Source organism: Hymenobacter gelipurpurascens, from assembly GCF_900187375.1.
In the GTDB taxonomy this organism is placed as follows: Bacteria; Bacteroidota; Bacteroidia; order Cytophagales; family Hymenobacteraceae; genus Hymenobacter; species Hymenobacter gelipurpurascens.
Genome location: NZ_FYEW01000003.1, coordinates 229387 through 254411, shown reverse-complemented (window position 1 = coordinate 254411; position 25025 = coordinate 229387). Strand labels below are relative to the sequence as shown.

General features: G+C 57.4%; 20 protein-coding genes. 7 read left to right on the top strand and 13 right to left on the bottom strand.

What is annotated here, in order from left to right; translation table 11 throughout:
• Nucleotides 1-116: 116 nt before the first annotated feature.
• The gene (locus CFT68_RS19350) at nt 117-446 is read right to left on the bottom strand and encodes a hypothetical protein (RefSeq protein ID WP_141106633.1); all 330 of its coding nucleotides are present in this window, start codon (nt 444-446) and stop codon (nt 117-119) included.
• A gap of 698 nt (nt 447-1144) precedes the next feature.
• Here CFT68_RS19350 and CFT68_RS19345 point away from each other — a divergent pair.
• The 7 genes from CFT68_RS19345 (at nt 1145) to CFT68_RS19315 (ending at nt 8129) form a co-directional block, all read left to right on the top strand.
• On the top strand, nt 1145-1486 hold the full coding sequence (locus CFT68_RS19345; protein ID WP_088845328.1) for a hypothetical protein: 342 nt from the start codon (nt 1145-1147) through the stop codon (nt 1484-1486).
• Nucleotides 1487-1714: 228 nt separating this feature from the next.
• Entirely contained in the window at nt 1715-4162 is a 2448-nt protein-coding gene (locus CFT68_RS19340) for a TonB-dependent receptor (protein WP_088845327.1), read from the top strand.
• Between the two features lie 265 nt (nt 4163-4427).
• Entirely contained in the window at nt 4428-5363 is a 936-nt protein-coding gene (locus CFT68_RS19335; protein ID WP_088845326.1) for a cation diffusion facilitator family transporter, read from the top strand.
• A 65-nt stretch (nt 5364-5428) separates the two neighbouring features.
• Nucleotides 5429-6700 (top strand): MFS transporter, encoded by a 1272-nt coding sequence (locus tag CFT68_RS19330; protein WP_088845325.1) that lies wholly within the window; start codon nt 5429-5431, stop codon nt 6698-6700.
• A 67-nt stretch (nt 6701-6767) separates the two neighbouring features.
• On the top strand, nt 6768-7145 hold the full coding sequence (locus tag CFT68_RS19325) for a hypothetical protein (RefSeq protein WP_088845324.1): 378 nt from the start codon (nt 6768-6770) through the stop codon (nt 7143-7145).
• A gap of 99 nt (nt 7146-7244) precedes the next feature.
• The gene (locus tag CFT68_RS19320) at nt 7245-7694 is read left to right on the top strand and encodes a DUF6526 family protein (protein ID WP_088845323.1); all 450 of its coding nucleotides are present in this window, start codon (nt 7245-7247) and stop codon (nt 7692-7694) included.
• A 132-nt stretch (nt 7695-7826) separates the two neighbouring features.
• Nucleotides 7827-8129 (top strand): DUF4286 family protein, encoded by a 303-nt coding sequence (locus tag CFT68_RS19315; protein WP_088845322.1) that lies wholly within the window; start codon nt 7827-7829, stop codon nt 8127-8129.
• A 108-nt stretch (nt 8130-8237) separates the two neighbouring features.
• Here CFT68_RS19315 and CFT68_RS19310 read toward each other — a convergent pair whose 3' ends face one another.
• From CFT68_RS19310 to CFT68_RS19255, 12 genes are all read right to left on the bottom strand, one after another.
• On the bottom strand, nt 8238-8726 hold the full coding sequence (locus CFT68_RS19310; RefSeq protein WP_170934868.1) for a GNAT family N-acetyltransferase: 489 nt from the start codon (nt 8724-8726) through the stop codon (nt 8238-8240).
• Between the two features lie 290 nt (nt 8727-9016).
• Nucleotides 9017-9250 (bottom strand): hypothetical protein, encoded by a 234-nt coding sequence (locus tag CFT68_RS19305; RefSeq protein ID WP_088845321.1) that lies wholly within the window; start codon nt 9248-9250, stop codon nt 9017-9019.
• Nucleotides 9251-9377: 127 nt separating this feature from the next.
• Nucleotides 9378-11579 (bottom strand): prolyl oligopeptidase family serine peptidase, encoded by a 2202-nt coding sequence (locus CFT68_RS19300; protein ID WP_088845320.1) that lies wholly within the window; start codon nt 11577-11579, stop codon nt 9378-9380.
• A gap of 86 nt (nt 11580-11665) precedes the next feature.
• Complete coding sequence (locus CFT68_RS19295) at nt 11666-12343, bottom strand: hypothetical protein (RefSeq protein WP_088845319.1); 678 nt, start codon at nt 12341-12343, stop codon at nt 11666-11668.
• Nucleotides 12344-12472: 129 nt separating this feature from the next.
• Nucleotides 12473-13933, bottom strand: a complete 1461-nt coding sequence (locus CFT68_RS19290; protein ID WP_088845318.1) for a hypothetical protein — start codon at nt 13931-13933, stop codon at nt 12473-12475.
• A 224-nt stretch (nt 13934-14157) separates the two neighbouring features.
• Complete coding sequence (locus CFT68_RS19285) at nt 14158-15657, bottom strand: hypothetical protein (protein ID WP_088845317.1); 1500 nt, start codon at nt 15655-15657, stop codon at nt 14158-14160.
• Nucleotides 15658-15871: 214 nt separating this feature from the next.
• On the bottom strand, nt 15872-19339 hold the full coding sequence (locus CFT68_RS19280) for a hypothetical protein (RefSeq protein ID WP_088845316.1): 3468 nt from the start codon (nt 19337-19339) through the stop codon (nt 15872-15874).
• Nucleotides 19340-19638: 299 nt separating this feature from the next.
• Nucleotides 19639-21087: a hypothetical protein gene (locus tag CFT68_RS19275; RefSeq protein ID WP_088845315.1), complete on the bottom strand. Its 1449-nt coding sequence runs from the start codon at nt 21085-21087 to the stop codon at nt 19639-19641.
• Between the two features lie 99 nt (nt 21088-21186).
• The gene (locus CFT68_RS19270; RefSeq protein WP_141106632.1) at nt 21187-21579 is read right to left on the bottom strand and encodes a hypothetical protein; all 393 of its coding nucleotides are present in this window, start codon (nt 21577-21579) and stop codon (nt 21187-21189) included.
• Nucleotides 21580-21753: 174 nt separating this feature from the next.
• The gene (locus CFT68_RS19265) at nt 21754-23124 is read right to left on the bottom strand and encodes a hypothetical protein (RefSeq protein ID WP_088845313.1); all 1371 of its coding nucleotides are present in this window, start codon (nt 23122-23124) and stop codon (nt 21754-21756) included.
• Between the two features lie 115 nt (nt 23125-23239).
• Nucleotides 23240-23953 (bottom strand): DUF4272 domain-containing protein, encoded by a 714-nt coding sequence (locus CFT68_RS19260; RefSeq protein WP_170934867.1) that lies wholly within the window; start codon nt 23951-23953, stop codon nt 23240-23242.
• Nucleotides 23954-23961: 8 nt separating this feature from the next.
• Nucleotides 23962-24957 carry a sugar phosphate nucleotidyltransferase gene (locus CFT68_RS19255; protein WP_088845311.1) on the bottom strand — a complete coding sequence of 332 codons (996 nt, stop codon included), beginning with the start codon at nt 24955-24957 and terminating at the stop codon, nt 23962-23964.
• Nucleotides 24958-25025 lie beyond the last annotated feature (68 nt).

The following is a 25025-nucleotide window of genomic DNA, read 5'->3' as shown; positions in this document are numbered from 1 at the left end:
AGCAAGCCAGGGGCTAGCGGGCGGATCATTCGCGTTTCAAACCACATTCCACTTCCAATACAGCTGCCAGTTTGGCAGCGCAAACGCCTGTTAGTAGGCCACTTTTCCCGGCTTCTCTACCCCGCCAACACGGCTTGCCACTCTTGCTCCAGCGTTTCTATCACGCCTGCATCCGACATGGTCAGCCAATCGAGGGCGGCGGGCACATCGGCGAAGAACTGTATGTCGGCGTGGGTGTAGCGTCGGCCATCGGCCAATACGCTTTCAATAACGAGCTGATTATGCAGGCTGTTTGGCTCGATGAGCGCTATCCGGTGAATACCCAACGCGGCAAACTGTACCAGCCAGTTTTCACTAAGCCATTGCTGCTCATTGATGCCCAAAGGAGACATCGTACTAAGATCGGCCAGCCATTGCGTCACGCTATGGTCACGGGAAGCCGCCACTATCAGTTCAAAAGACTGCTGAAAACTCTCGTACGAAGCCGCATCCTGCCATTTCCACCGCAACAATTGTCCCTGTGGCGCTACTTGCACGCACAAAGACCCAAACACACCAACCATACTGCAGATACCTCATCCACCGGAACCTAACCGATGTATATACAAAGGTAACCTGAGCACTTATTAGTTTCGTTCAATTATAGATAGAGTAAACTTTTCCCTCGTTGAACTTCTCCATACCAACGACAAGCAATTAATAACGCATCTATCAGGCTCTTATAGCTTGCCCTGATGTTGGCTTGGCAGATATACTAGCCTTGGAAAAGTTTATAATTTTACTTCTAACTTCTTGTAGTCGTCTCGCACTATCAGCTGAACGATACCCGAAACGTGCAAGCCGATATCCGAACGATGGCTGTGCCGTGCCACTCATATAAATAAGGTCTCGGCACTACCTAATGCGGTTGGTTTCGGGGCAGGACGCAATACGGCAGCCAGGCGCAGCAACAGACGGAAAGAGAGCGTTTTCATAGGAAGCTTGTTTACAGGATTATGATGCTGCAAAGCTCGGACAAGCATATTTATTGCATGTTCTCAGAGAGTTAAGGTTGCGTGAAGGATGATGGAGCTTCCTAGGCCAGTTGAGTAGGTTGGTGAGGATTTAGCTTTACATTTGTTCCACAAACGACACATTGTTGCAAATGCGTACTCTTCGGTCCCGGCTGGCTTTGGTGCTGCTCCTGTGCTTTGCGCGGGTGCTGTTGCCCGATGCATGGGTACTGGCCCTGCACGCGCACGAACACACCACCGAGGAACCAACCCAGGCCCGCAACTGGCCCAAAGAGAAAGCCTTGCTTTCTGCCAAGCACCAGCACTGCGACGTCGATCAGTTTTACAAGGAGCTTTTCCAAACGCCCGAGCCGTTAGCGCTGCCGCTGGAACTCGTTATCTACCGCTCAGCGGCCGCAGTTCCGCCGCTGCCCGGTGCATTCGCCGTTTTCACTCCGAAGACAGGCCTACGTGGCCCACCTAGTCTGGCCTAGGCCACTTCCGTTTCTACCTGCAGCTGCCTATTCACGGGCTTTTACCGTGTGGTTTACGCCACCGCCTGATTTTTTCCGGGCGAGGCCCCTGCAAGTACACTTACTTTTCTGAGGATTCTCGTGCAGGCACCAACAGCTTTTGTTTGGTGCTGCGCCATGCTTTGCGGCTGCTGTGCAGTCTGCGCATCCTCATGCTTCACTCATTGGCTTCTGCGTAATTCGCATACTATGTCCCGATTTATTTTCACTACTGGCCTAGCGCTGCTGACTGGTGGTGCTTTCGCTCAAACTCCAGCGCCAAATGCGGCTAGGCCAGTGCGGATGGCGGTTGCCGCCGTTCCAGTTAAAGGCCGCGTTACGGATGAGGCTTCTGGCGAGGCACTCCCAGGCGCCACCGTAGTTTTCCCTGACTTGCGGCAGGCTACCTCTACCGCTGCCGATGGCTCTTTTCAGTTCGCCAATCTTCCCAAAGGGCGGTTTCTGATGCAGGTGCGCTTTGTGGGCTTCACCACCGTGGCGCGCACCGTAGATACCAGCACCGGGCAGCCCCTGGAAGTAACGCTTACACCTACTGAAACCGAAATCGGGCAGGTGGTTGTCACGGGGGTTTCGGCTAGCACCGAGATGCGCCGCTCCTCCATCCCGACCAGCATTGTAGACCAAACGAGCCTGCGCCAGGCCGCCGCTACCAATGCCGTTGATGCTATTGCCCACACACCCGGCGTTAGCCAGATAACGACTGGTGCTGCCATCAGCAAACCCGTAATCCGGGGGCTGGGCTCGAACCGCGTGATTACGCTCAACAACGGCGCCAAGCAGGAAGGTCAGCAATGGGGCGATGAGCACGGCATCGAGATTGACGAATTCAGCATTGATCGGGCCGAGATTATCAAAGGCCCCGGCTCCCTGCTGTATGGCTCCGATGGCCTGGCTGGTGTTATCAACTTCCTGCCCCAAGACCCCGTGGAAGATGGCCGTATTATCGGCTCGGTGGCGGCTAACTACCAGACCAACAACTACCAGCAGGGCTACTCCCTCATGAACGCCGGCAACCTGAACGGCTTCAACTGGCTGGTGCGCGGCTCGGGCAAAGTAGCCGCCGACTACCGCAACCGCTACGATGGCCGCGTGTACAACTCCGGTTTTCGGGAGCTGAACGGCAGCGGCTACGTGGGCGTCAATAAAAGCTGGGGCTACTCGCACCTCACGTTCAATAGCTTCAACCAGATCCTAGGCCTCATTGAAGGTGAGCGGGACTCTGTATCGGGCCGCTTCCTGCGCACCAATAGCCTCGATGAAACAGAAATCGTGACGGGCCGCGGCTTCTCGGGCTACGGGCTGGATGTGCCACGCCAGCAGATCAACCACCTGCGCATCGGCACCGATAACAACTTCATTCTGGGCCAGCACCGGCTTACCCTGAACGTGGGCTGGCAGCAGAACCTGCGCCGGGAGTTCGGTAACCCCACCGATTACGACGAGAAGTCGTTGTTTTTCCAGCTGCGCACCGTAGACTACGCGTTGCGTTGGTTTCTGCCCGAACTGAACGGCTGGAACACCACCGTGGGCGTGAGCGGCATGCAGCAGCAAAACCAGAACAAGGGCGTCGAATTCCTGATACCGGCCTACAGCCTCTTGGATGGCGGCCTGTTTGGGGTCACCAAGAAATCCTTCGGCAAGTTGGACCTGAGCGGTGGCCTACGCTATGATATTCGCCGCATCACGGCCGATGCGCTGTACCTGAATGAAGACGAGCTGCCCGTACCAGCCGGCCAGGGCGAAACCAAGTTTCCGGGCTTCAAAAGTACATTTCGCAATGTGAGCGGCAGCGTGGGCGGGGCCTACAACCTGAGCGAGAAATGGCTGGTGAAGGCCAACGTAGCCCGCGGCTTCCGGGCGCCTAATATTGCCGAGCTGGGCTCCAACGGCGTGCACGAAGGCACCACGCGCTACGAAATCGGGGAGCCCAACCTTAAGCCCGAAACCAGCTTCCAGTTGGATGGTGGCTTAGACTTCACTTCCGACCACGTAAGCCTGTCAGTGGACGCGTTTCGCAACCGCATCAGCAACTACATCTTCCCGCGCCGCATCGCTAGTGCCGCCGGCTCCGATTCGTTGAGCCTCGACGGCGACCGGGTATTCCGCTACGGCCAGGGCGATGCCCGGCTGGCGGGTGGCGAGGTCAGCATCGACCTTCACCCCCACCCCCTCGACTGGCTGCACTTCGAGAACTCCTTTTCGATGGTGCGCGCCCTGGAGTTCGACCAGCCTGAAGGCCAGCAGTACCTGCCGTTCATTCCCGCCGATAGGCTGCAATCGGAGCTGCGGGTGAACTTCCGGAAGGTGGGCACCTCGCGCCTGCACAATCTGTATGCCCGCGGCGCCGTGGAGCACAACTTCGCGCAGAACCGCATTTTCTCCGCTTTCGACACGGAAACCCGCACGCCCGGCTACACGCTCGTAAACGTAGGTCTGGGCACCGACGTCGTGAATAGCGAAGACAAAACGCTGTTTTCGCTGTATCTGGCCGCCAACAACCTGTTCGATGTGGCCTACCAGAATCACCTGAGCCGCCTGAAATACACGGCCGTCAACTACGCCACCGGCCGCATGGGCGTGTACAACATGGGCCGCACTATGAGTGTAAAACTGGTAATACCGCTGAGCTTTAAATAGTAAGATCCGTTTGCGCCCATGCTCTACGAACGGCTGTAGAGATGCAGCCGAATCCTCTCGTGTGCTGACGTTGCCCAAGTATCTGTCATGCTGAGCGGAGTCGAAGCATCTCTACCTCTGGCTAACTAACTGGCCTAGAGAAGGGGTAGAGATGCTTCGACTCCGCTCAACAGGACGTTCCTTATTAATACTTGCTAGCTCAACCGACAGCCGCAAACGCCACTGTCCGTAAACCGTCCTGGGTTCTCTGGCGTACCTTACTGCTATGCCCCACGACCACTCCGGACACGACCACGCGCACCACGGCCCTCCCGCCGATGGCAATTTCAGCCAGGCCTTCAAATGGGGCATCATTCTCAACCTGCTCTTTGTGGCAGGCGAGGCAGCGGGTGGCCTATGGGCCAACTCAGCGGCCCTGCTTTCCGATGCGGGCCACAACCTATCTGATGTGTTGAGCCTGGCTCTGGCTTGGGGTGCCTCTGTGCTAGCCGCCCGCCGCGCTACGGAGCGATATACCTATGGCTATAAGGGCATTACCATACAGGCGGCGCTGGTAAATGCCGCCCTACTTTATTTGGCCCTGGGGTTTATTCTGTGGGAAACCATTGACCATTTGCGCCATCCGGCCCCGGTAAATGGCTCGGCAGTGATGCTGCTGGCTGGCCTAGGAATCCTGATCAACGGCTTTACGGCCTGGCTTTTCCGGAGCGGACAAAAGGGCGACGTGAACGTGCGTGGGGCATATCTGCACATGCTCACGGACATGCTCGTGTCGGTGGGCGTGGTAGTGGGTGGCGCGCTGGTGTACTTTACGGGCTGGCTCTGGCTCGATCCGGTTATCAGCTTCGTGATTCTGGGCGTAGTGGGCGTGAGTTCCTGGGGTTTGCTGCGCGAAACCGTGCAGCTCAGTCTGCAGGCCGTGCCCGAAGGCATTGATGTAACCGCTGTCCGGGAGTTTTTGCTGGCGCGCCCCGGCGTTACGCAAGTCCACGACCTGCACATCTGGCCTCTCAGCACCCGCGACACCGCCCTTACGGCCCACCTCGTGCGCCCCGGCCAGCCCGGCCTCGACAATAAGTTTCTGCAAACCCTGCAGCACGATCTGGAGCACGAGTTTGGCATCGGGCACTCCACGGTGCAGCTCGAGGACAATATGCCGGGCATGGGCCCGCATGGCTGCTGCGAGGAGCTAGTGGCCTAGGCCACTCACGGAGGGCTGGTAGGCCGAGGAAAATTGCGTAATCTGCGGTTCTCAATTCCTACTTAATGAAAACCGCCTCCCCTCCTACTATTCCGCCCAAAACCACCGGTCTGCTCAGTGCCATTGTGGTAGTAGCCGCTTTGGGCTACTTCGTCGATATCTACGATTTGATTCTGTTCAGCATCGTGCGGGTGCGCAGCCTCAATGATCTGGGCATCACGGCCAAAGATGCCGTTACCTCCGAGGGGCTGTATCTCATCAATATGCAGATGGGTGGCATGCTGCTCGGCGGCATTCTGTGGGGCGTTCTGGGTGATAAGCGTGGCCGGCTCTCGGTGCTGTTTGGCTCTATTCTTATCTACTCCCTGGCCAATATTGCCAACGGCTTCGTGCAGACGATGGAGCAATATGCCTGGCTGCGTTTGATTGCGGGCATAGGCCTAGCGGGCGAACTGGGCGCCGGTATCACGCTGGTATCTGAAACGTTACCCAAGGAAAAGCGCGGCTACGGCACCATGATTGTGGCCACCGTAGGCGTATCGGGCGCAATGCTGGCCTACTGGGTGGGGGAGCGGTTCGGGTGGCGCAACGCCTACTTCGTGGGAGGTGGCCTAGGCCTAGCGCTGCTGGCTTTGCGCGTGGGCGTGTACGAATCGGGGATGTTTGAGCAGGTGAAAAAGGCTTCGTCGGTGGAGCGCGGCAACTTCTTCGCTCTGTTCACCAACGGCCCCCGCCTGGCGCGCTACCTCAAGTGCCTCCTCATTGGGGTGCCGTTGTGGTTTGTGGTAGGCATTCTAATTACGCTGGCCCCCGAGTTTGGCGAAGCGCTCGGCCTCACGGGCCCCGTTACGGCAGGCCTAGGAGTATTCTGGTGCTATTTCGGGCTAGTGTTCGGCGACTTTCTCAGCGGTAGCCTCAGCCAGCTCATGCGTAGCAGAACCAGGGCGCTGCAGTTGTTTCTGGCCTTTTGCGGCCTGATGGTGGGCGTGTATCTGTTTGGGTTACGCGGCGCCTCACCCACGGCCTTCTACACCGTTTGCTTTGTACTGGGCATGTCGGTGGGGTTCTGGGCCTTGTTTGTTACGGTGGCGGCGGAGCAATTCGGCACCAACTTGCGGGCCACGGTGGCCACCACGGCTCCCAACTTTGCCCGCGGCTCGGTGGTGGCACTGGTTCCTATCTTCAATGCGGTGGCGCTGGCGTTCGGCTCGGCGCAAGGCCCCGACCGGATTGCGAGTGGAGCCGTGGTGGGTGGCGTGTCGCTGCTCATTGCTTTCTGGGCCGTGAGCACCCTGCCCGAAACGTTTGGCAAGGACCTCGACTACGTGGAGGAATAGCGCCTCCGGTGCCAAACTAATGTAATGCGGAAACGTATTAGGGGTCGAGGTTATTCCCTCTTCCCCTATGAAACATTTCTTTAAAATAACTGCCGTCGCACTTATTGCCATCGGCAGCCATACCGCTCAAGCCCAGGTAGTTGACTCTACCCAAATTAAGCTGCAAATGCAGCAGCAGCGCGCCGCCGACGCCAAAACCACGCTGGAGGCGCAGAAGCAGCAAAGCGCCCAGTCGCGCAGCAGCGTAGATCAAACCAAAGCTCAGCTCAACGACCAGAAAAGCGCCATGCGCGAGCAGAAGCGCCAGATGAAAGAGCAGAAGCTGGAGCTGCGCCGCCAGCAGGACGTAGCTAAAGAAGCGCGCCGTCAGGAAAGCGCCGCCAAGACGGCTATGCGTGAGGAAAAGAAGAAAGCCCGCGAAGCCAAGAAGGCCAGCAAAATGTAAGCCCAAGTGGTCTACACTTACTAGAATTCGAAAACTCCAGCTTGTAGCTGGAGTTTTTTCGTAACTCCCCAACCTGTTTCACTTTTCAACCGCTGCCCTATGGCCAACCAGCCAACCAAAAACACACCTATGCTGTATCCGTGGCACCATTTCGTGCTGCTGCCGGCCTTGCTCATCCTCTCGGGCTACGGCATCCGGCGTTACTTGGCCGTGGCCGGCGACGACACCGAAGAATCCAGGCTGTGGTTTACCCTGATGGCCTTGGCCGTGGTGAGCTTTGGGGTGCTGCTGATGCTGCGCCAGCACTACGCCCTCACGCTCCAGGACCGCATTATTCGGCTGGAAGTGCGTCAGCGCTATTTTGAGATTACAGGCCAGAGTCTGCGCCCCCTGGAAGAGCAACTTTCGCTTAGCCAATTGCTGTCGTTGCGCTTTGCCGGCGACGCCGAACTGCCGGGCTTGGTGCAATCCGCTATTCGGGAAAAGCTTTCTCCCAAGGATATTCAGAGCCGTATACAAGACTTTCACTTCGACCCCATGCGGGTTTGATCCTGAAACTCCACGAGCAGAAGTAGCGAAAATGGCGGGCCGATGCCCGAACTTTGTTCCCTGAAAAGTGCTTCTACGCACTACTACTGCGTTTACTGGCGACAATGCCCGTCGTCACTTACCCTTTGCCCCATGATTCTCTACAACGTCACCACCAGCCTCGACCCCGAAATTGCCGATCAGTGGGTGGCCTACATGCGCGATACGCATATGCCTGAGGTGATGGAAACCGGCTTTTTCCTCAAAAGCCAACTCTGCCGTCTCCTCAACGAAGAAGACGATGGCATTACCTACGCTGCCCAATACTACTGCGTGAGCCTGGAGCAACTGGAAGAGTACCAGCGCCTCGCCGCCCCCGCCCTCCGCGACGAGATAGAGAAACACTTTGGCGGCCGCTACGCCTCTTTCCGCACGATGCTGGAAGTAGTGGCCTAGGCGGTAAAGTTGATGTTTTAGTGGCCTAGAACGTGTCATTGCTTCGCTCCGCTCGCAATGACACGTTCTAGGCCACTAAAACATCAACTTCACCATTTCACTAAATCCCTATTTCACCACTTCACATTTGTAGGCCAGTAGCTGCTCGGCGGTGAGGTTACCGTTGTGCCATTCGGGGTCGAGGTTGGCGCCGATTTTCTTGTAGAAGCCGATGGCGGGCTCATTCCACTCCAGCACCTGCCACTTCATGCGGTGCGCCCCGGTGTGGCGGGCTTCGGCCACCACGGCATCGAACAGGCGCTTGCCGATGCCGGTGCCGCGCAGCTTCTCCGTCACTACTAAGTCTTCGAGGTACAGCATGCGGCCTTTCCAAGTAGAATAAGCCGTGTAGTACAGCGCAATGCCCTGTATTTTGCCCTCCTGCTCTGCCACGAAGAATTTAAAGATGGCGTCCGGCCCGAACCCGTCACGTTGCATATCTTCCAGCGTATTCGTGACTTCATCAGGGGCGCGCTCATACACGGCCAGTTCCTGAATCAGGGCTAAGACCTGGGGCAAATCGGCCTCGCGGCCACGGCGGATAGACAGAGTAGACATGGCGCAAAGGTACAGCAAGAATCCGCTGATTTTCGTCAGGCAAGTGGCCTAGGGTGTGTGGAAAACATAAAGCACGTCATACTGAGCGCAGTCGAAGCATCTCGCATGCTGATGTGGCAATAGTAACTCAACGCCAGCACGCGAGATGCGTCGGCTGCGCTCAGCATGACGTTTATTTTTAACGACGTTTTCTTTATCTGTCGTTCAACATAGCCTAGGCCACCTAACGCATCAGCGCCCACCTGCTGGGAGCAAGTGGGCGCTGCGTATATAAAGCCAGGTGGCTGAAATTACATGACGGGCTGCATCTTCTTGATGTCTTCCGTGGCGTTGACGGCGTTAATTTCGCGGTTGGCCGCGTTAGCAGGGGCCGTTTTGCCGCCGGTAGTGTCAGGAGCAGCCGGAATGGGGGGCAGCGGCTGTTCTACAATATCCTCATCCGATTTGTAGTCGGGGTTGTGGCAAGAGGTTACGGACAGCGTCATCGAGGCGGCCAACAGACCGAACAGAAGCGTTTTTTTCATATCTGAAAGCAAAAGAACAGAGGCAATTACGCGAGTTGCGGCCGCGAAGATACGGTAAATGAGTTGTTAGTTACCAGTTGCCAGTTGATAGTTGCTAACCCACTATTGCCCACCGGCAGCCGGCAACTCATTTCTTATACGGGTTCACGCCCATGTTCTGGTAGGCAAACGCCCAGATATCGGCCCATTCCTCAATCTGCAGCTTGGTGCTTTTGCCGGCGCCGTGGCCCGCATTCACATCCACCCGAATGAGCTGTGGCCTAGGGCCTTCGTTGGCGGCCTGCAGCGCGGCAGCAAACTTAAAGGAGTGCGCCGGCACCACGCGGTCGTCGTGGTCGGCGGTGGTAATCATAGTGGCGGGGTAGCTGGTACCGGGCTTCAGGGTGTGCAGCGGCGAAAACCGGTAGAGGTTCTGGAACTGGTTGTAGTTGTCGGAGGTGCCGTACTCGGGGGCCCAGTTCCAGCCGATGGTGAACTTCTGGTAGCGCAGCATATCCATTACGCCCACGGCCGGGAAGGCCACGCCGCAGAGGTCGGGGCGCTGGGTCATGGTGGCGCCCACCAGTAGGCCACCGTTGGAGCCGCCGGCCATGGCCAGCTTCTCGGTGGTGGTGTAACCGGTTACTTTCAGGTACTCGGCGGCAGCAATAAAGTCGTCGAATACGTTCTGCTTGTTGGGCGTCATGCCGGCCTGGTGCCATGCCTCGCCATACTCGCCGCCGCCGCGCAGGTTCGGCACGGCCAGCACGCCGCCGTTTTCCAGCCACAGCATGCGGGCTACCGAGAAGCCCGGCGTCAGCGAGATATTGAAGCCACCGTAGGCGTAGAGGTACGTGGGGTTTTGCCCGTTCAGCTTGATGCCCTTCTTGTGGGTGATGAACATCGGAATCTTCGTGCCGTCCTTGCTGGCGAAGAACACCTGGTTGGTCACGTACTCATCGGGCTTCACATCCACGGTAGGCGCCCGGAACACGGTGCTGGTGTTCGTGGCGAGGTCGTACTTATAGATAGTCGTCGGGTAGGTGAACGAAGTGAAGGCATAGTACACCGACTTCGATTCGCGCTTGCCGCCGAAGCCCGAGGCCGTGCCAATGGCCGGCAGGGCTACATCGTGCTTAAATACACCCTTCTCGGTGTATACTTTCACGAGGCTACTGGCATCTTTCAGGTACGAGGCCACGAGGTAGCCGCCTACCTGGTCAACGCCTTCCAGCTTGTTCTCGGTTTGGGGCAGTATTTCTTTCCAGTTGGCCTCTTGGGGCTTTTTGGGGTCGATGAGCACGACGCGGTAGCGCGGCGCCTTGTAGTTGGTGAGCACCAGCAGCTGCCCGCCCACATTGCCGACTACGGAGTTGTTGTGCTCGTAGCTGCTGATGAGCGGCGTGAAGGAGTTAGCCTGTTTGGGGTCCGTCAGGTCACGTACCGAGAGGCGGTTGCCATCGGCTTTGCCATCGGTGAGGTAGAGCACCAGGAAGCGCTCATCCTCAGTAGTGCCCACGGTGCGGAAACCCAGGGCCATTTTGGCGTCCTCGTACACCAGTTTATCGGTACTCTGGGGTTTGCCGAGCTGGTGGTAGTACACCTTGTGGTACTCGTTTTTGCCGGAAAGCTGGTTTTCGCCTTTCTTCGGCGCGTCGTAGCGGCTATAGAAGAAGCCGTTTTTATACCACGCCGCCCCCGATACTTTCACCCACTGCAACTCATCGGTGAGCGGCTGGCGGGTTTTCAGGTCCATTACCTTCAGCTGCTGCCAGTCGGAGCCGCCGCCGCTGGTGGCGTAGGCCAGGTAGCGGTGGTCATTGGAGAAATAGGTGCCGGCTAGCGCCGTAGTGCCGTCGGCGGAGAACTTGTTGGGGTCGAGCAGTACATCTGGCTGGCCTTCCTGCCCGTTTTGCTGGGTGTAGAGCACGGCTTGATTCTGCAGGCCGTCGTTCTTGCTGAAATACAGCTGATTGCCTTCCTGCTGTGGAATCCCGAACCGCTCATAGTTCCAGATGCTCGTGAGCCGCTCCCGAATTTTGTCCCGAAACTTGATCTGGCCCAGGTAGTCAAACGTGACCTTGTTTTCGGCTTCTACCCACGCCTTGGTTTCCGGCGAGTCGGGGTCTTCGAGCCAGCGGTAAGGGTCGGCCACAGGCGTGCCGAAATAATCGTCCTTGACGGTACCTTTCTTGGTTTCAGGGTATTGCACGGAAGAAGTAGCTGTAGATTTCGTAGCGGCACCAGCTGCCTTGGGCGTGGCAACCGGCTTAGCCGGTGCGCTCGGCTGAGCAGACCGGCACGAGGCCAGCGCTGCCAGGGCTAATACGGGAATTGTGAGTTTTTGCATGAGGGAGAATAGCGAGAGAAGCGCCGAAGTTAAACCACAACTTCAGGAGAGAGAACAGGCCTAGGCGGCAGGTTTGTTAAAGCATCCTACTGCATGCGGCCCACCTTCGGAATCACCTGAATCAGGAAACGCTTGTTGTCGCCCTCGCGGCGGCCCTGGTAGCGGCCGGTGCCGTAGAAGCCGCTGCCCCCAATGATGAGCTCAATGCTGCGGTCCTGACTGAAATTGATGCCGTTTTGCCGCCAGAAGTTCAGCAGGTTCAGGGCGCGGCGGTAGCTGAGCTGGTAGGTGGTTTGCTCCTCGCGGGTGTTGCGCGGGTCGCCCTGGGGGTAGCGGGCGGCCATGCCCTCCACAATCACGAGGTAGCGCACGGGCTGGTCGGTTTTGATGCTTTTGAGGACAGAGCGCAACGTGCGGCCCGCTTGCAGCAGGGCAGGTTTGTAGGCCTCCTGTATCTCGTCGCGGCCGGCTTTGAACTGCACGGGCACTAGCAACTCGTGGCGCTCATTGGCAGGGTCGTACTTAAAGTATTTGCCCTCTAGCTGCTGCAAGGAGCGCCGAATCTTGGTTATCTGCTCCAGCTCAATGGCCTTAGCTTTCAGCTCACCATTGGCCTGCTTCAACTCTCCTTCCCGGTCCTTGAACAGCTTGAAACTATACACAAACAGCACCAGCATCACCACGAACAAGGACGTCATCAGGTCCACGTAGCTGGGCCAGAAGAAGTCGTTGCTTTGGCGTTTGTTAGAGGTGGTGTTGTTCATGGCTTGACCCCACCCCCCGACCCCCTCCCCTCCGGGAGAGGGGGAGCCAGACGAAGAGCGCTCGGGGTAACTTTTCTTTTAAACTAGAAACTAGAGCCCCTCTCCCTGTGGGGAGGGGTTGGGGTGGGGTTACTGCGGCTGCACGCCCCCAAACAGCTTATCCATAAATCGCTGGAAACGGTTTTTGGAGGTGGCCTTCACCAGCACCGTATTCAGGTTGGAAAGCTCGGAGAGCAACTTGGCCTGAATCTGCGAGTCCAGCTCAACTTTTCGTAAGAGCTCACGCTGGGTGGCTGTTACGTCGCGGCTGAGGTCGGCTTGCTGCACATTGAGATTCTGGAATGGCTCCAGCTGTTTCAGCAGCTTCTCGAAGATGTTATCGGCGTTGAGCTTCTCGAAATACTGCTGCCACTTCTCGTAGGCCAGTTGGGCCTGGCGTTCGTTCTGGGACTGGCGCTGGGTCATGATGTCGGCCAGGGATACGCCGGCCTGGTCGATGTGCTGCTCGGCCCGGTCGCGGAGGTTGCGCAGCTCTACTTGGTGCTTCTGGAAGAAATCCAGCATCAGCTGCACAGAGTTGTTGTTGCCGCCCACGTACTGGCCTAGGTCGTTGATGCCCTTCTCGAAACCGCGTAAACGGTCCAGAATGCTGTTCACGCTCTGCGCCGACTGGTAGCCATTGGCCAGCATCTCGTTCAGCTTCTGCTGGTAGCCCGTAAAGGCACCAAACATCTCCGCCGACTCCCGCACTTTCTCAAACACGGCAATATTGGCGGCGGCCATCTTATCGTAGCCAATAGTATCGAGGCGTTCCAGGAAGTCGCTTTGCACCCGGATGTTCTGGGTCACCTTCTCCATGAGCGGGTTGAACAGCTCTACCTGGCCTACAAACTGCTGATTAAACGCATCAAGCACCGATTTCAGGTTGGTGAGTGAGCTGGCCATATCGGCGTGCAGCACCGGCAGCAAGCGCGCCTGCAAAAACGTGTAGTACTGGTTCTGCTGCCGATCCAGCTTCTCGCGGGCCTGGCGCAGCACCCCGTTGCCGAGCAGCGTCAGCAACAGGCCTACGAAGGAGCCCGTCATGGCAATCAGCACGCCGGTGAGGAAGGGCGTCAGGGCATTTTCATCCGATACGCCGTTGCGGGCAATGCCTACTAGGCCCAGAATTACGCCTAGAAACGTACCTAACAGGCCTAGGTAGAGCGGCGTGGCTACATTGGCTTGCACGCTGTTATCGAGCACCTCACTTTGGCGCTCCGAAATGTCTTTCAGAATGCCGAAATCTGCCGCCGCGCCTTTGTTGTGGCGCAGGTAGTCGTTGGTGTCCAGCAGAATTTCCTGGAACTCCGGGGAGGCGTTTTCGGCCTTGATGAGGTTGGAGGCGAAGGATTCCGGTGGGGCGTCGGCGGCGTAATCCGGCAGGTCGCGGCCGTCGGGCAGCACAATGCGGTGCTCCACGCGCAAGGCTTCCTTGGGCGGGTACAACTGACCTAGACGCAGCGCATTGGCCCGCGTCCGCAGAAACGTGCGGATCTGCAGGCCTACCACCACGGCTACTACCAGCACTTCAAGAACAATTTCAAGCATACATCTACGAAGCTACGGCTAAAAACCAGTTCCCTCCCTGGCTCGGAGCAGTTGCAGGAACCAGCCTAATTTGAAACATTGTAAAAGAACGTCATGCTGAGCGGAGCCGAAGCATCTCGCGTGCTGATGTTGAGTTAGTAACCCAATGTCAGCACGCGAGATGCTTCGGCTCCGCTCAGCATGACGCTCTTTGTTGTCTAACAGCTTGTTAAGCAGATCTTTAGTCACTCAAACCGAATGGCGGCCTTCTGCTCTATCTGCCAAGCGCCGGCTATTTTGCGCAAAACACCTTCCTCCTCCGTCACGATGCGCGTGACCGGGCTAGTAGGCTGCTGGTATTTGCAGGCTTCGCGCAAAGAATATTGCGCACTCTGGATGGCGTAGGCGTGTACTGCCTGGTTGGAGGTAACGCTGAATGTGGCCAGCTCCGGCCACTGCGGGTCAAGGTGAATTTCGTAGATGCTGTCGTGCTGGGGCTCGGCGCTGAGGTCGTACTCACTGAAGGCACCGTTCACGGGCACTTTCACGAAGCGGGTTTGCTGCTGAGCGGCGGCAGGCTCTGCCGTTACAACTGGGGCAGGTAATTGCACGGGTGGTACCAGGCTCTCGAATTCGTCGCGGGGCGAGGCAGATGGCGGGCCAGCAGGTATCACGGGCGGCATAGCCGGAACCTCCGTAGGTTGAGTAGGCGCTGAGTACACCACAGCCGCTGGAGCCGCAACCTGCGTAACTGGAGCTGCGGGTTGTGCTACTGGCGCCGGAGCAGGGGCCGGTTTGCCTATTGGCTGCGCCGGCTTAGAAGGTGCCGTGGGTGCATTTCCAGCTACAGAATTGCCTGTTAGCTGCCCACCTAGCTTCTTTATTTCTTCCTCTACTCGCTGCTGCACTAGCTTCTCTACTTCGCGCTGTTGAGCCGGCGTGAGGCGGTCAGTGGCGGGCGAGCCAGTAGGCCTAGGCCCACCGGCAGGAGCATTTTGCAACGCCAGAATCTCGTCGCGCCGCTTATCAATCCGTGCTCCCAATTCCTTCTGGAACCCGTCGATATTCTTCCGTAGTAAGTAGTAAAGCACGAGGCTCAGCAGCGACATAATCAGGGCCAGCGGCCCAAAGAACTTGTTCATCAGGCTTTCTCCTGCTCCACTGCTGGTAGTGGTTGTAGTGGAGGCCACGCCTGCTTCGGCTAGGCCAGCATCACCAGTGGCAGCGCTCATGGTGTCATCAGAAGTGGCGGTAGTGTCCACTACTTCCGTGGCTACTTCCGCGTTGCTGAGGTCGCCGATAGGCGTACCATTCTGCACGTAGTTGTTGAGAGCTGTTTCCAGCGTAGCCAGGCGCTGCATCCGGGCTGAGTTTGCCCGGCGGGCAGGCGAAGCTTTCAACCGGGTAATGATTTCCGTCGTCAGCTTTTGTAACCGCGACGAGTTGGAGCCGAGACCCTTGTACATCGCGCCCTTCCCCTCCAACGGTTGGTACAACGCGCTGTATACCCGCTGGCTATCGGCCTTGATGCTGGCTTCAAACGCATTCAGTGAACTACCACACTGCAACTTACTCTTGAGGTTGGAGCGTCCGTTATCGTCGTACACGTAGCGCACCGTGGCGCACCAGATTTGTACCTTCTGCTCATCCAGGGTGGGCTGGCCTAGCGGCGTTTGGGCACGGGTGCCCGCCGCCAAAAGCAGTAGGCCAGTAAGCAAAGAAGCAGCGCGACGGGAAAGGGTCATAGGGTGTTAGGTAGGGAGCAGGTAAAGGAGAAAATCTGGAGTTAACACCCAGTTTCTGTCAGGAATAGCTAAACGTACTTAACTATTATATACTCACAAACTGCTGTCATGCTGAGCTGGTCGAAGCATCTCTACCGGAGCTAATCAAATGAAGGTAGCACTGCGGTAGAGATGCTTCGACCAGGTCAGCATGACAACGACTTTTCAATGTAATCTACGCCTGTAGCTCGCGGCTCAGGTTATACAAAGCCTGTTTCAGCGGCAGGAAGAACAATGTCTCCGGCAAGGTTTCGTCGGAGGAAAGCTGGCGCTGGAACTGGTGCAGGCCTAGGCTCAGGCTGTCCTCGATTTCACGCTGCAGAATGTCCTTCACGCGCTGACGGTCCACGTCTACACCTACTTCGCGCAGCAACGGAGCTACTTCGTCGCCTTCCAGCACGAGGGTAAGGTAGTTGCGCACGTTTTCGAGCACCGTGTTTTTCAAGTCAGCATCTACCTGGTTCAGTTTCAAGCGCTGCTGATTGAGTTCGGTGCCTTCCACGGCACCACTGTACTTCACGGGCTTGATGTTGTCGTAGTCCGACGTGTTGGTCTTTTCCTCGAAGAGCACACCGCCGTTGGTGGTGGCCTCCTTGGGGTTGTCGGCCAGGATAACGCGGAAGTTGTGGGGCGGCTCGGTGCCGGTTACGGCCTGGAAGATGGCTTTCGTAATCTTCTCAATAGAAACCAGAGAACTGCCACCGGCCAGCAGACGCAGGTAGAGGCTGCCTTTGCCGGAGAAACAGAGGTAGCGCGGCGTTTTCAAGCCAAGATGCTTGGTGAGCTGCGCCGTATGGTAGATGATGCTGGTGTAGTGCAGATAGAACAGTACCCGCAGCTGCCGACCTTTGCCTAGGCCTAGGGCCTGGGTAAAGCGCAGAGCATCATCGTATTTAAATAGCAAACTGGTCACGTCAGCGGAGCCGAAATCAGTGTTGCTGAGCGCGGCACGCAGGTAGCCTTTGTACTCCTGGTTTTGCTCGGAGTCGGGCAGGCTTTCGGCGTGACCTACGCCGAGGCGGAGCAAACCGTTCTGCTTGGGCGCACCCTGCACGCGGGCATAGCCGTCGCCCCACAGGTCGTCGCCGGCGAAGCGGAACGAGGTGCTGTAGGCCGGCTTCTGATCGGCGAAGAGCAACAAGTCGGTAGTACCACCACCGATGTCGATGTTCACCACGTTTTCGTCGCGGTTGGGCACTACCTGGTTAGTGGCGGTGAGGTAGTAGTACGGCGCCACCGATTCGGTGAGGCAGATGGTAGGCCGCTTGGCCTTGAACACCTGCTGGAATGACTCGTCCCAGACCTGCTGGAACTGGTTGCGCAGGAAGCCATCGAAGCTAAGCGGCGCAAACCACACCACACGAGTATCTTCCAGAATACCGCCGTGTAGCGCCGCTTTGTGGCGGAGCAGCAGCAAGATTTCCTTGAAGAAGGCCTCAATGCGCGACACGCCCTGCGGGTCCAGCTCCGCCGACCACTTCAGGTTGGTGATGAAGCGGTTCTGAGGTAGCTCCGAAGCATTTTCGGTGTTGATGCTGAAGCCGATGTTGATGTTGCTGAGCACCTTGGCGGGCTCATTGGCAAACGACGTTGTTTCGCAAACCGCCGTCCGAATCGGGAATTCATACACCGAGCCACCTTCGCCCACGAACGAAGGCACAAACTCCCGGTTCTGCAGGGTAGCAATGTAGGTCCAGATCTGGCCGGCGCCAGTGCGGTAGCGCTGCGCGGCCGAAAGGCCCGCATCGGCTACGGGCGCGTGCAGCCATTCCACTTGCACATCAGCTTCGCCAATGGTCAGCGGGCGCGGGTGCGCGGTGGGCGAATCGGCGTAGGCAATGTGGGTGTTGGTGGTACCAAAGTCGACCGCGAAGGTGAAGCGGCGGGTGCCCCGGTCCAGCTCGCGCCAGCGCGGTACAAACAGGCCGCGGGCTGGCTCGGCGCCAATGGTGGCGGGTGGGCAGGTCAGCTCCACGAGGTCGAAGTGAGTGCCGGTAACCTCATAATAGGTGCTGCCGGCGGTGGCCATGCTCTTCTGGGTACGCTCGTAGCGAGTGGCCCGACGGGCGGCGCCCTGGTCCGTAATTCGCTCCCCGTTCACGAAGAACTGTAGGTCGTAGCGGCGGCTGAGCATGGTGGGCGAGTTATCGGCGTCCACCAGCATCACCTTATAAAGGTCGTTGTACTCGGGCTGGTAGCGCACCTTGTAGAAGGGGAACACGCCCACGCCTACGGTGGCTTTCACAATGCGGCCCTTCTCCAGAATCTCGCGGCCCTGGGCATCCTTCGGGTTTTGCGGATTAGTGTAGTAGCTGCGCTCAAACGTGATGAAGCGGCCCGCCTGCACCGGCACCCGCAGTTGCACGCGCACGTGGCTCAGGTCAATGGTGAAGGTGAGCAATTCAGCCAGCTCGTTTTCCGTGAAATACTCGAAGAAGGCTTGCTTCAGCGGCAGCAGGTAGGGGAAACGTGCCCGGCCCTGACCATCGGCGCCATACTGGAACGTGACTTTGCCGATGTGGAAGCGCTGGGTATTCAACTCGTAGGGCAGCTCTACCAGCGAATCTTCCAGCAAGTCGCCTACCGTGAGATACGGGTACTTGAAGCCTTTACCGGGCAGCACGCGGCTTTCCAGCGCTACTTCATCATAATAAGGAACCGGCGTGCGGTCGTCCCAGGGCTGGCCGTTGAGGTAGTTGGCGCCGGGCATCGTAAGGTTCGGGCGCAGCACGAGTGGCCTAGGTCGACCAGCAATGGCTTCCCGCGTGGGCTGAATGAACAGGTCGGAGCTAGTTACAGCCGACTGGTCGGCGCGGCCGGGTAGCGGCACGCCTTTCACGCTTACCAGGTTGCCTTGGACATCGGTTAGAGCTGGGTAACGGGTAGCAAACTGCTGCGCGCTCCGGTCGCCCTGCATCTGGAGCTGATTGATTTTTGAGCGGTCAAAGCCAGCATACACGCTGCCGGCAAACTCGCGGCGCTGTAGCTGCGGGTAGGCCAGGAACAACTCGTACACAAACTCCCGAAACTGCGGGTCGCGATCTTCGAGCAGCACCGTTTGCTTGTCGAAGTAATGGCCGCGGGCCTGCGGGCGCTCCAAGTCAAGGGGCGTTACGGCAGGGCCAGTAAAGAGGATGGTTAGCGGCGAGGTACCACCTAGCAGGCGCGTACCGCCCGCTAGCTCCGGCGACTCATAGTACACCAGATACATGTCAGTGAAGTCGCGGAACCGCTCATCCTGCATGTACAGCTGCAAAGTCTCACCCAGCAGGCGCGTGCCCTCATCCTGCCGCATGCGGCGGATTTCTGCCTCCGCATTCCAGCGGCGCAGCGTGATTTTACGACCGGCCTGGGTGTACAGGTGGTAGTTATAGAGCAGCTCCAGTAGGTCCCAGAAGTGTGTTGTCAGCTCGTGGTACACTGAGCCGGGGTTGCGCTGCCCTTCGCGGGCCAGGAAGTCGAAAGCCGTTTCAAACAGGTGCATCCGCGCAAACGGCGTCGGGATGCTCACGGCCAGGTTGCGGGATTTGCCGCCCGCTGGGTCCGTAACGGTATTGATTTCGGTGCTCGTTACCGGCGCCGTTTTCTGCCAGCCTTGAACCTGCTGGGAGCCATTATTATGTAAGCGAAGGACTTTGGCCATGTGCTGCTGAAATCTATTCTAGAAAGCTAGTTCACCCCTCAGATGAGGAGGATTTAGGGGTGGTTGAGTAGCCTAGGCGCTTGCCGAAGCATCTCTACCGCTTTGTTGTTGATGTCTAGGTCAGTAATTAGCCAGAGGTAGAGATGCTTCGACTCTGCTCAACATGACGTTCTACTTTAGAAGTCATACTGGCCTAGCGAAGCAGCTAAACAACATCAGCAACGAGGTCAATCACCCCAGCCACCGCTTTGCGGCGGCGCCCACTCCTCAGCTGAGGAGGGGAGTTTTCGTTCTTCTATTTAAACAACCTTCACCTTCTCCTCAAATGCCTTGTCGGTCACATCATAGAACAGCTCCAGCATCTTGCGGAAGTTGTCGGGTTCCTGGATAGACTTCTCGGTTTTGTTGAGGTTGTCGAGGAGGTAGTTGTGGCTGAGGCCTTTGTTGAAGAAGTCGTTCCACTTCTTTTCCACGGGCTTGCCGAGAATCATGGCGTTGAAATCGTCGGTCTGCAAGTCGAAGGGACGGAAAGAACGACGATTCTGGGCCAACTCCTGCAGCCACTGATCCACGCCGGAGTCGGGGCTGTGCAGGAAGGTGTTCAGCTCCCGGAAGATGGGTTCGTTACGCATGGCGTAGTCCAGCTTCAGGTTGTCGGCGTAGGGCGCCTTATCGGTGGGCAGGTGCTGCTTGTGGTAGCGCGTGAAGTAGAGGAACTGCGTGAGCTGCTTGGCAATAATCTCGCGCGACTCTTCGGGCAGGTGGCTGAACTGGATTTCTGGCGAGTCCGTCTGTAGGCCATACTCGTGGAAGTGCGGACCGCCGGTGCATAGCTCGGCTGGCGAGTAGCGCATAAAGTCCACGATGCTCAGAGCGGCCAGAAGCTCAATTACGTGGGCCTTGTTCTTCTGCTGGGTGCCGCCAGGCTGGTTTTCGTAGGGAGTATCGGGCGTATCGGCGAGGTAGTACAGCGCGTCGAGGCCCTGGAGGTTGTGCTCGTAGTAGCTGAGCGCTGCCTTGGTTTTCGTCAGGAAGTTGTTGGAGTCGATGACGGCGTTGTCTTCGCTCTGGAGGGCGAAGTAGGGCATCACCGTTACGGCGCCAGTAGGCGCGTCGCGCAGGTAGCGGGCGTTGCTGAGGCGCGTGTTGGTGTCCTTCAGGTTCTTAAGCATGAGCGGGAAACCCGCCGCACCCGTGCCACCGAAGATGCTCGATACGAAAAACACCCGGTCGCCATCCTGGAAGTTATCGGCAAAAAACCGCATTTCTGGGCTTTCCACGAGCTTGTTCAGCACGATACTGCCCACGTTCGGGGAGCCACGGAAACCAATGGTTAGCGGGCTTTCCAGGTTGTCCTGCGTGAAGAGCAAATCCACCAACCCTTTCGAGTCAACGGACAGCCCGTCGTAGCTCAGATACTGGCGGAAACTTTGGTTGATGCCGCCGAAGTCAAAGATGAAGGTATCTTTCACTGAGCCGTTTACATCCTGCGAAATGCCGCTCAGCGTGCTGATATCGGTCTTGAAGAAACCTTCTTCGCGGGGGCCGAGGCGCTTATAGATCTGCTGGTAGCTCTGCAGCAGCTGCACCGTGCGGTTCATGTCGCCGTTGTGCGCGTCCGGGTCGATGATGATGGGTACTACCCGGTCACAGTTGGGCAATTCTACGCCCGCGGCCAGCAGCATGGTGAGCGAGCGAATCACGCGGGAGCCCGTGCCGCCAATACCGAATAAAAAGAGTTTAGCCATGAGTTGGAAGGAAGACTGAGAGCTTAGAACGGAGAGCTAGCTGAGGTAACTGCCTCGCAGCAGAACGATTCTCAGTTCTAAGCTCTCAGTTCTCGAAATCTAGAAAGGCGTGGTGCTGGCGTTGGTGGAGCCTTTGCGCAGAATCAGGGAGAAGATGAAGAACCAGAACAGGCCTAGGATGGCGTTCCAGGTAGCCAGCCAGTAGATGTAGCTATGGTCGGTGACCTGCTGGGCATGGGCCTGGCCGATGGCTATTCCGAAAGCAATCAGGGCATTCAGCACCAGGAAAATGGCCCAATGCCGTCCTTTATTGAAGGTGGCCACGCCCATCATCCGGTTGATGACATAGTAGAATATGACTACCAGTGCGAGCGAGATACCAATGTTCAGCAGGCCAATGTTGGGGAATACTACGTCGCGGTACACGGGGGTATCGGCGGGAGGTTGAGGGGCGCCGATGAGTTCGTAGATGGAGCGGAAGAGTGCTTTCATGAAAGGAAGTAGCGCCAACATGCAGCTGGCAACCTGTTGAACGATGAGGGTAGAACGAAATTGTGAGGGCCGCAACCGAGTACGGGAAGCATTTCGGTTCGTTAATGAACTAAAACCATTCCAATTGCACTGAAGTTGCTTGGTCAGCACTGGCCTAGGAGCCACTCAAACCACCTACTCGGCTGGTTGTAAGGTCAATGGCAATTCAAAAATGGGCTTTCTTTCCTCTCCGCCCTGTGCTTCAAGGCCATCGAGCAAGCCACTAAGCGCGAAAGTTTTGGGCGCGGGCGTAGCATCGTTCTTGGTAGTCCACTGGGCAACCCAGGCCGGGCGCTGGTCCTGCAGGCGCAGCACGAGTGGCCTAGCGGCCTTGGGCTGCCGGGTCAGGCGCACTTTGGCGAAGTGAGTGAACTTGCTTTCCGGGCCGCTGCTGGCCTTCGTTTGGGCAGTAGCAGCCGACACATCGAGCAGTTTGGCATCGGTATCAACGCCTTCCAGCTTCAGGTTTTGTTTGAGGTAGGCCACGTCACGGTACTGCCCTGGTAGGCCACTCAGGTCGAGGCCCACCACGAATTCTATAGGCTGCTTTGCGGAGGCTTCGCTCACCGCTATTACGCGGTAGCTTTCGGCGTTGCGCTTGCTGGCGCCGGCGTCGCCGTAGTACCAACTTCCTACGTTCTGGTATTTGCTCAGCAGCGAATAATTTGGTTGCGGATACGTGACGCCGAAGTGGGCCTGTTTAGCGGGCTGCTGCTCCAGCAAGGCCTTATCGAACTGCCGCACAGCATCGGCGGGGCCCACCACCCATATATAATAGGGTATCTCCGTGTCGCAGCAGTTAGTTTTCTTGCCCGAGGCTACCAGAGCTGGGTAATAGGTGCCGCGAAAATCGGAGGTGTAGCCATACACGGAAACCGCCAACTCGGGGTGGCTGCCGCTGCGCGTGAGGGCGTCGGTGATGTCGGTTTTGATGTACGGAATGGCGCCCGTGTTTTTCGGGGAGTAGATAAAGTCCGAAATCAGGACGCTTACCGTGCCGGGCTGGTAGTAATTGGTCATCAGCGTATCCAGCACCGAGGGGATATCGGTGCTCTTGGCGGGCTGCTGAATGCCGCTACGCACGGTGGTGGAAATGCCCTGATAAGAATCCCGATACGGCTTTTCCTTGATGCGATAAAACATCTTCTGCCGCGCCGCGCCTGTGCGGTTTACCTCCGAAAGAAACTGCGCCACGTGTTGCTGAAACTTGGTATTCTCGCCGCCAGCACCGGTTTTGGGCATAAAGCCTTCCATCGAGCCCGATACCTCCAGAAACACATTCACCGCCTTTAGTGGCTGCGTGGTAGCGCCAGCAGTTTCGGCATCGGCGGCTTGCGGTTTGGCCGGTACGGCTCCGGGGGCTTCCTCGGGAGGCACGGAGGCGGGTGTTCCTTTGGCAACGCTATCCTCCGATTTCATGTCGGAGCGGGAATAGCAGCCTGGCAGTAACAAAACGGACAGGCCTAGAACAGGCAGCAGGCGGGAAAAGGAAGAGGAGTGACGCATCGGGCTAAAGTAACGACAATATGGCCGCGCCGGATACATGTGGTAGTTGAGAAATTGCGGGTTCCCTACTTCTACTGCGTCATTCTTTCCTAACTGCTCTGTAGATGCAGAAAAATTATGTGTTCATTTCTACAGTGTCCCATTCATCCTGGTTGCTGTAAATCCATTCTAATGCCTTCCGTCGCTCATACACCAAGGATTCTGACACAGTAGCAGCCCGGCCGTGTATCCGCTCATCTACACAATACCAATGCAGGCGATAATAAAAGTCCAGCATCTGGTACAGTTCAGCCGCTGGTCTCAACGCCTGAACCTTTGCTAGCTTTTCATTCCCCTCCCCTTTCTCTAGGTTGGGCAACAGCGACGCCATATTGTCGCCGCACCACTTCACGGGGTCTAGTTCGTGCACCATCTGCGTGGCCCACATCATAGCCCATAAGCTTTCCAAGTTCCAGCGCAGGTTTGTCAATTCCTGGTCCGTCAGCTGCTCATCCTTTTTTGCCAGTATAGCGGCTTCTTCCGGTGAAACGTGAGCTAACAGATTCTCTGTCGTGAGCCACTCTCTGATGACGGCAACAGGTGCCTGAAAGGAGATATTGATCAGTGCATTCACTACACTTATCCGGCCCCGAATTGCCTCTATGTCCCGCAATTCCGGAATATCTAGCAGCGGTAGCCAGTCGCAGACACGTCCATCAAGGGCCAGTACTTTTGCTTCGGACTGCGCTTTAACACGCTGGCGAAACTCATCCGTTATAGCCTCGCTCTGTGCAGGTGAGGTGGAGTTGCTGGCCGAAGATCCAAACAGTTTTTTCAGGGATTTAAACACTGCGGCTATTAGCTGTAGTCAATCTCCGTGTTGTCGCCGATGTTGAGGCTGTGGCGGGTGCCTTTGAACAGGGCGTCGGAGCCGACGATGCAGTCGTGCATGACGGCGGAGCGCAACTCGGAATAAGAGCCGATGATGGAGTCGCTGAGTATGGTATTCTTGACGATGGTACGGTCGCCGATGGCCACGTTGGGGCCGATAATGGAATTGCTGATCTGGCAATCCTTGCCGATGCTGACGGGCGGAATGATGATGGTATCCGGGAACTGCGGCGACTTGCTCAGGAACTCGGGCACGTTGAGCAGGCGGGCATTGGCTTCGAGGAGGCTCTCTTTGCGGCCGCAGTCAAACCAGTTATCCACTGATACCGTCGTCATGTCGGCGCCGTCCTGAATCATGAGCATGAGCGCATCCGTCAGCTGAAACTCGCCGTGCGTGCGCTGATCCTGGTCGATGATGCGCTCCAGGGCCGACGCCAGCCAGTCGGCGTTGGCAATTTTATAGAGGCCTACGAGGGCGTAGTTCGACTTGGGAATGCGCGGCTTCTCGACCACTTTCGTGACGCGGCCGCCGCTGCCGGTTTCAACCAGACCAAACATGGAGGGCGTTTTCACTTCCTTTACCGCCAGCACGTTGCCGGGCGTGCGCATTACGGCGGGCAGGTCTACATCAACGATTGTGTCGCCGAGCAAAATCAGCATACCATCCTGCTCGTGCCGAAACTGCTCGCGGGCCAGCCACAGGGCGTGCGCAATGCCTTCGCGCGGCTCCTGCACCACAAACGTGCTGCGCAGCTGCGGATATTGGCGGCGCACGTAGCTTTCAATTTTCTCGCCCAGGTAGCCAATGATGAAGACGAACTCCTCAACGCCAGCGGCTACCAGCCGATCAATAATGTGGCCTAAGATGGTATTGCCAGCCACAGGCACCAGCGATTTTGGCTGCGTATGCGTGTGAGGCCGCAGGCGCGACCCGATACCGGCAACAGGAATAACTGCTTTCATGAACAATGAGCACTGCGTAAGCACGCAAAATAGTGAATTGAGACGGGAGCAGCTCACAACACAACCGC

Bases quoted from the DNA above. Each gene is read 5' to 3' on its own strand.
- CFT68_RS19345 (WP_088845328.1), top strand. From the start codon at position 1,145: ATGCGTACTCTTCGGTCCCGGCTGGCTTTGGTGCTGCTCCTGTGCTTT.
- CFT68_RS19340 (WP_088845327.1), top strand. From the start codon at position 1,715: ATGTCCCGATTTATTTTCACTACTGGCCTAGCGCTGCTGACTGGTGGT.
- CFT68_RS19335 (WP_088845326.1), top strand. From the start codon at position 4,428: ATGCCCCACGACCACTCCGGACACGACCACGCGCACCACGGCCCTCCC.
- CFT68_RS19330 (WP_088845325.1), top strand. From the start codon at position 5,429: ATGAAAACCGCCTCCCCTCCTACTATTCCGCCCAAAACCACCGGTCTG.
- CFT68_RS19325 (WP_088845324.1), top strand. From the start codon at position 6,768: ATGAAACATTTCTTTAAAATAACTGCCGTCGCACTTATTGCCATCGGC.
- CFT68_RS19320 (WP_088845323.1), top strand. From the start codon at position 7,245: ATGGCCAACCAGCCAACCAAAAACACACCTATGCTGTATCCGTGGCAC.
- CFT68_RS19315 (WP_088845322.1), top strand. From the start codon at position 7,827: ATGATTCTCTACAACGTCACCACCAGCCTCGACCCCGAAATTGCCGAT.
- CFT68_RS19310 (WP_170934868.1), bottom strand. From the start codon at position 8,726: ATGTCTACTCTGTCTATCCGCCGTGGCCGCGAGGCCGATTTGCCCCAG.
- CFT68_RS19305 (WP_088845321.1), bottom strand. From the start codon at position 9,250: ATGAAAAAAACGCTTCTGTTCGGTCTGTTGGCCGCCTCGATGACGCTG.
- CFT68_RS19300 (WP_088845320.1), bottom strand. From the start codon at position 11,579: ATGCAAAAACTCACAATTCCCGTATTAGCCCTGGCAGCGCTGGCCTCG.
- CFT68_RS19295 (WP_088845319.1), bottom strand. From the start codon at position 12,343: ATGAACAACACCACCTCTAACAAACGCCAAAGCAACGACTTCTTCTGG.
- CFT68_RS19290 (WP_088845318.1), bottom strand. From the start codon at position 13,933: ATGCTTGAAATTGTTCTTGAAGTGCTGGTAGTAGCCGTGGTGGTAGGC.
- CFT68_RS19285 (WP_088845317.1), bottom strand. From the start codon at position 15,657: ATGACCCTTTCCCGTCGCGCTGCTTCTTTGCTTACTGGCCTACTGCTT.
- CFT68_RS19280 (WP_088845316.1), bottom strand. From the start codon at position 19,339: ATGGCCAAAGTCCTTCGCTTACATAATAATGGCTCCCAGCAGGTTCAA.
- CFT68_RS19275 (WP_088845315.1), bottom strand. From the start codon at position 21,087: ATGGCTAAACTCTTTTTATTCGGTATTGGCGGCACGGGCTCCCGCGTG.
- CFT68_RS19270 (WP_141106632.1), bottom strand. From the start codon at position 21,579: ATGAAAGCACTCTTCCGCTCCATCTACGAACTCATCGGCGCCCCTCAA.
- CFT68_RS19265 (WP_088845313.1), bottom strand. From the start codon at position 23,124: ATGCGTCACTCCTCTTCCTTTTCCCGCCTGCTGCCTGTTCTAGGCCTG.
- CFT68_RS19255 (WP_088845311.1), bottom strand. From the start codon at position 24,957: ATGAAAGCAGTTATTCCTGTTGCCGGTATCGGGTCGCGCCTGCGGCCT.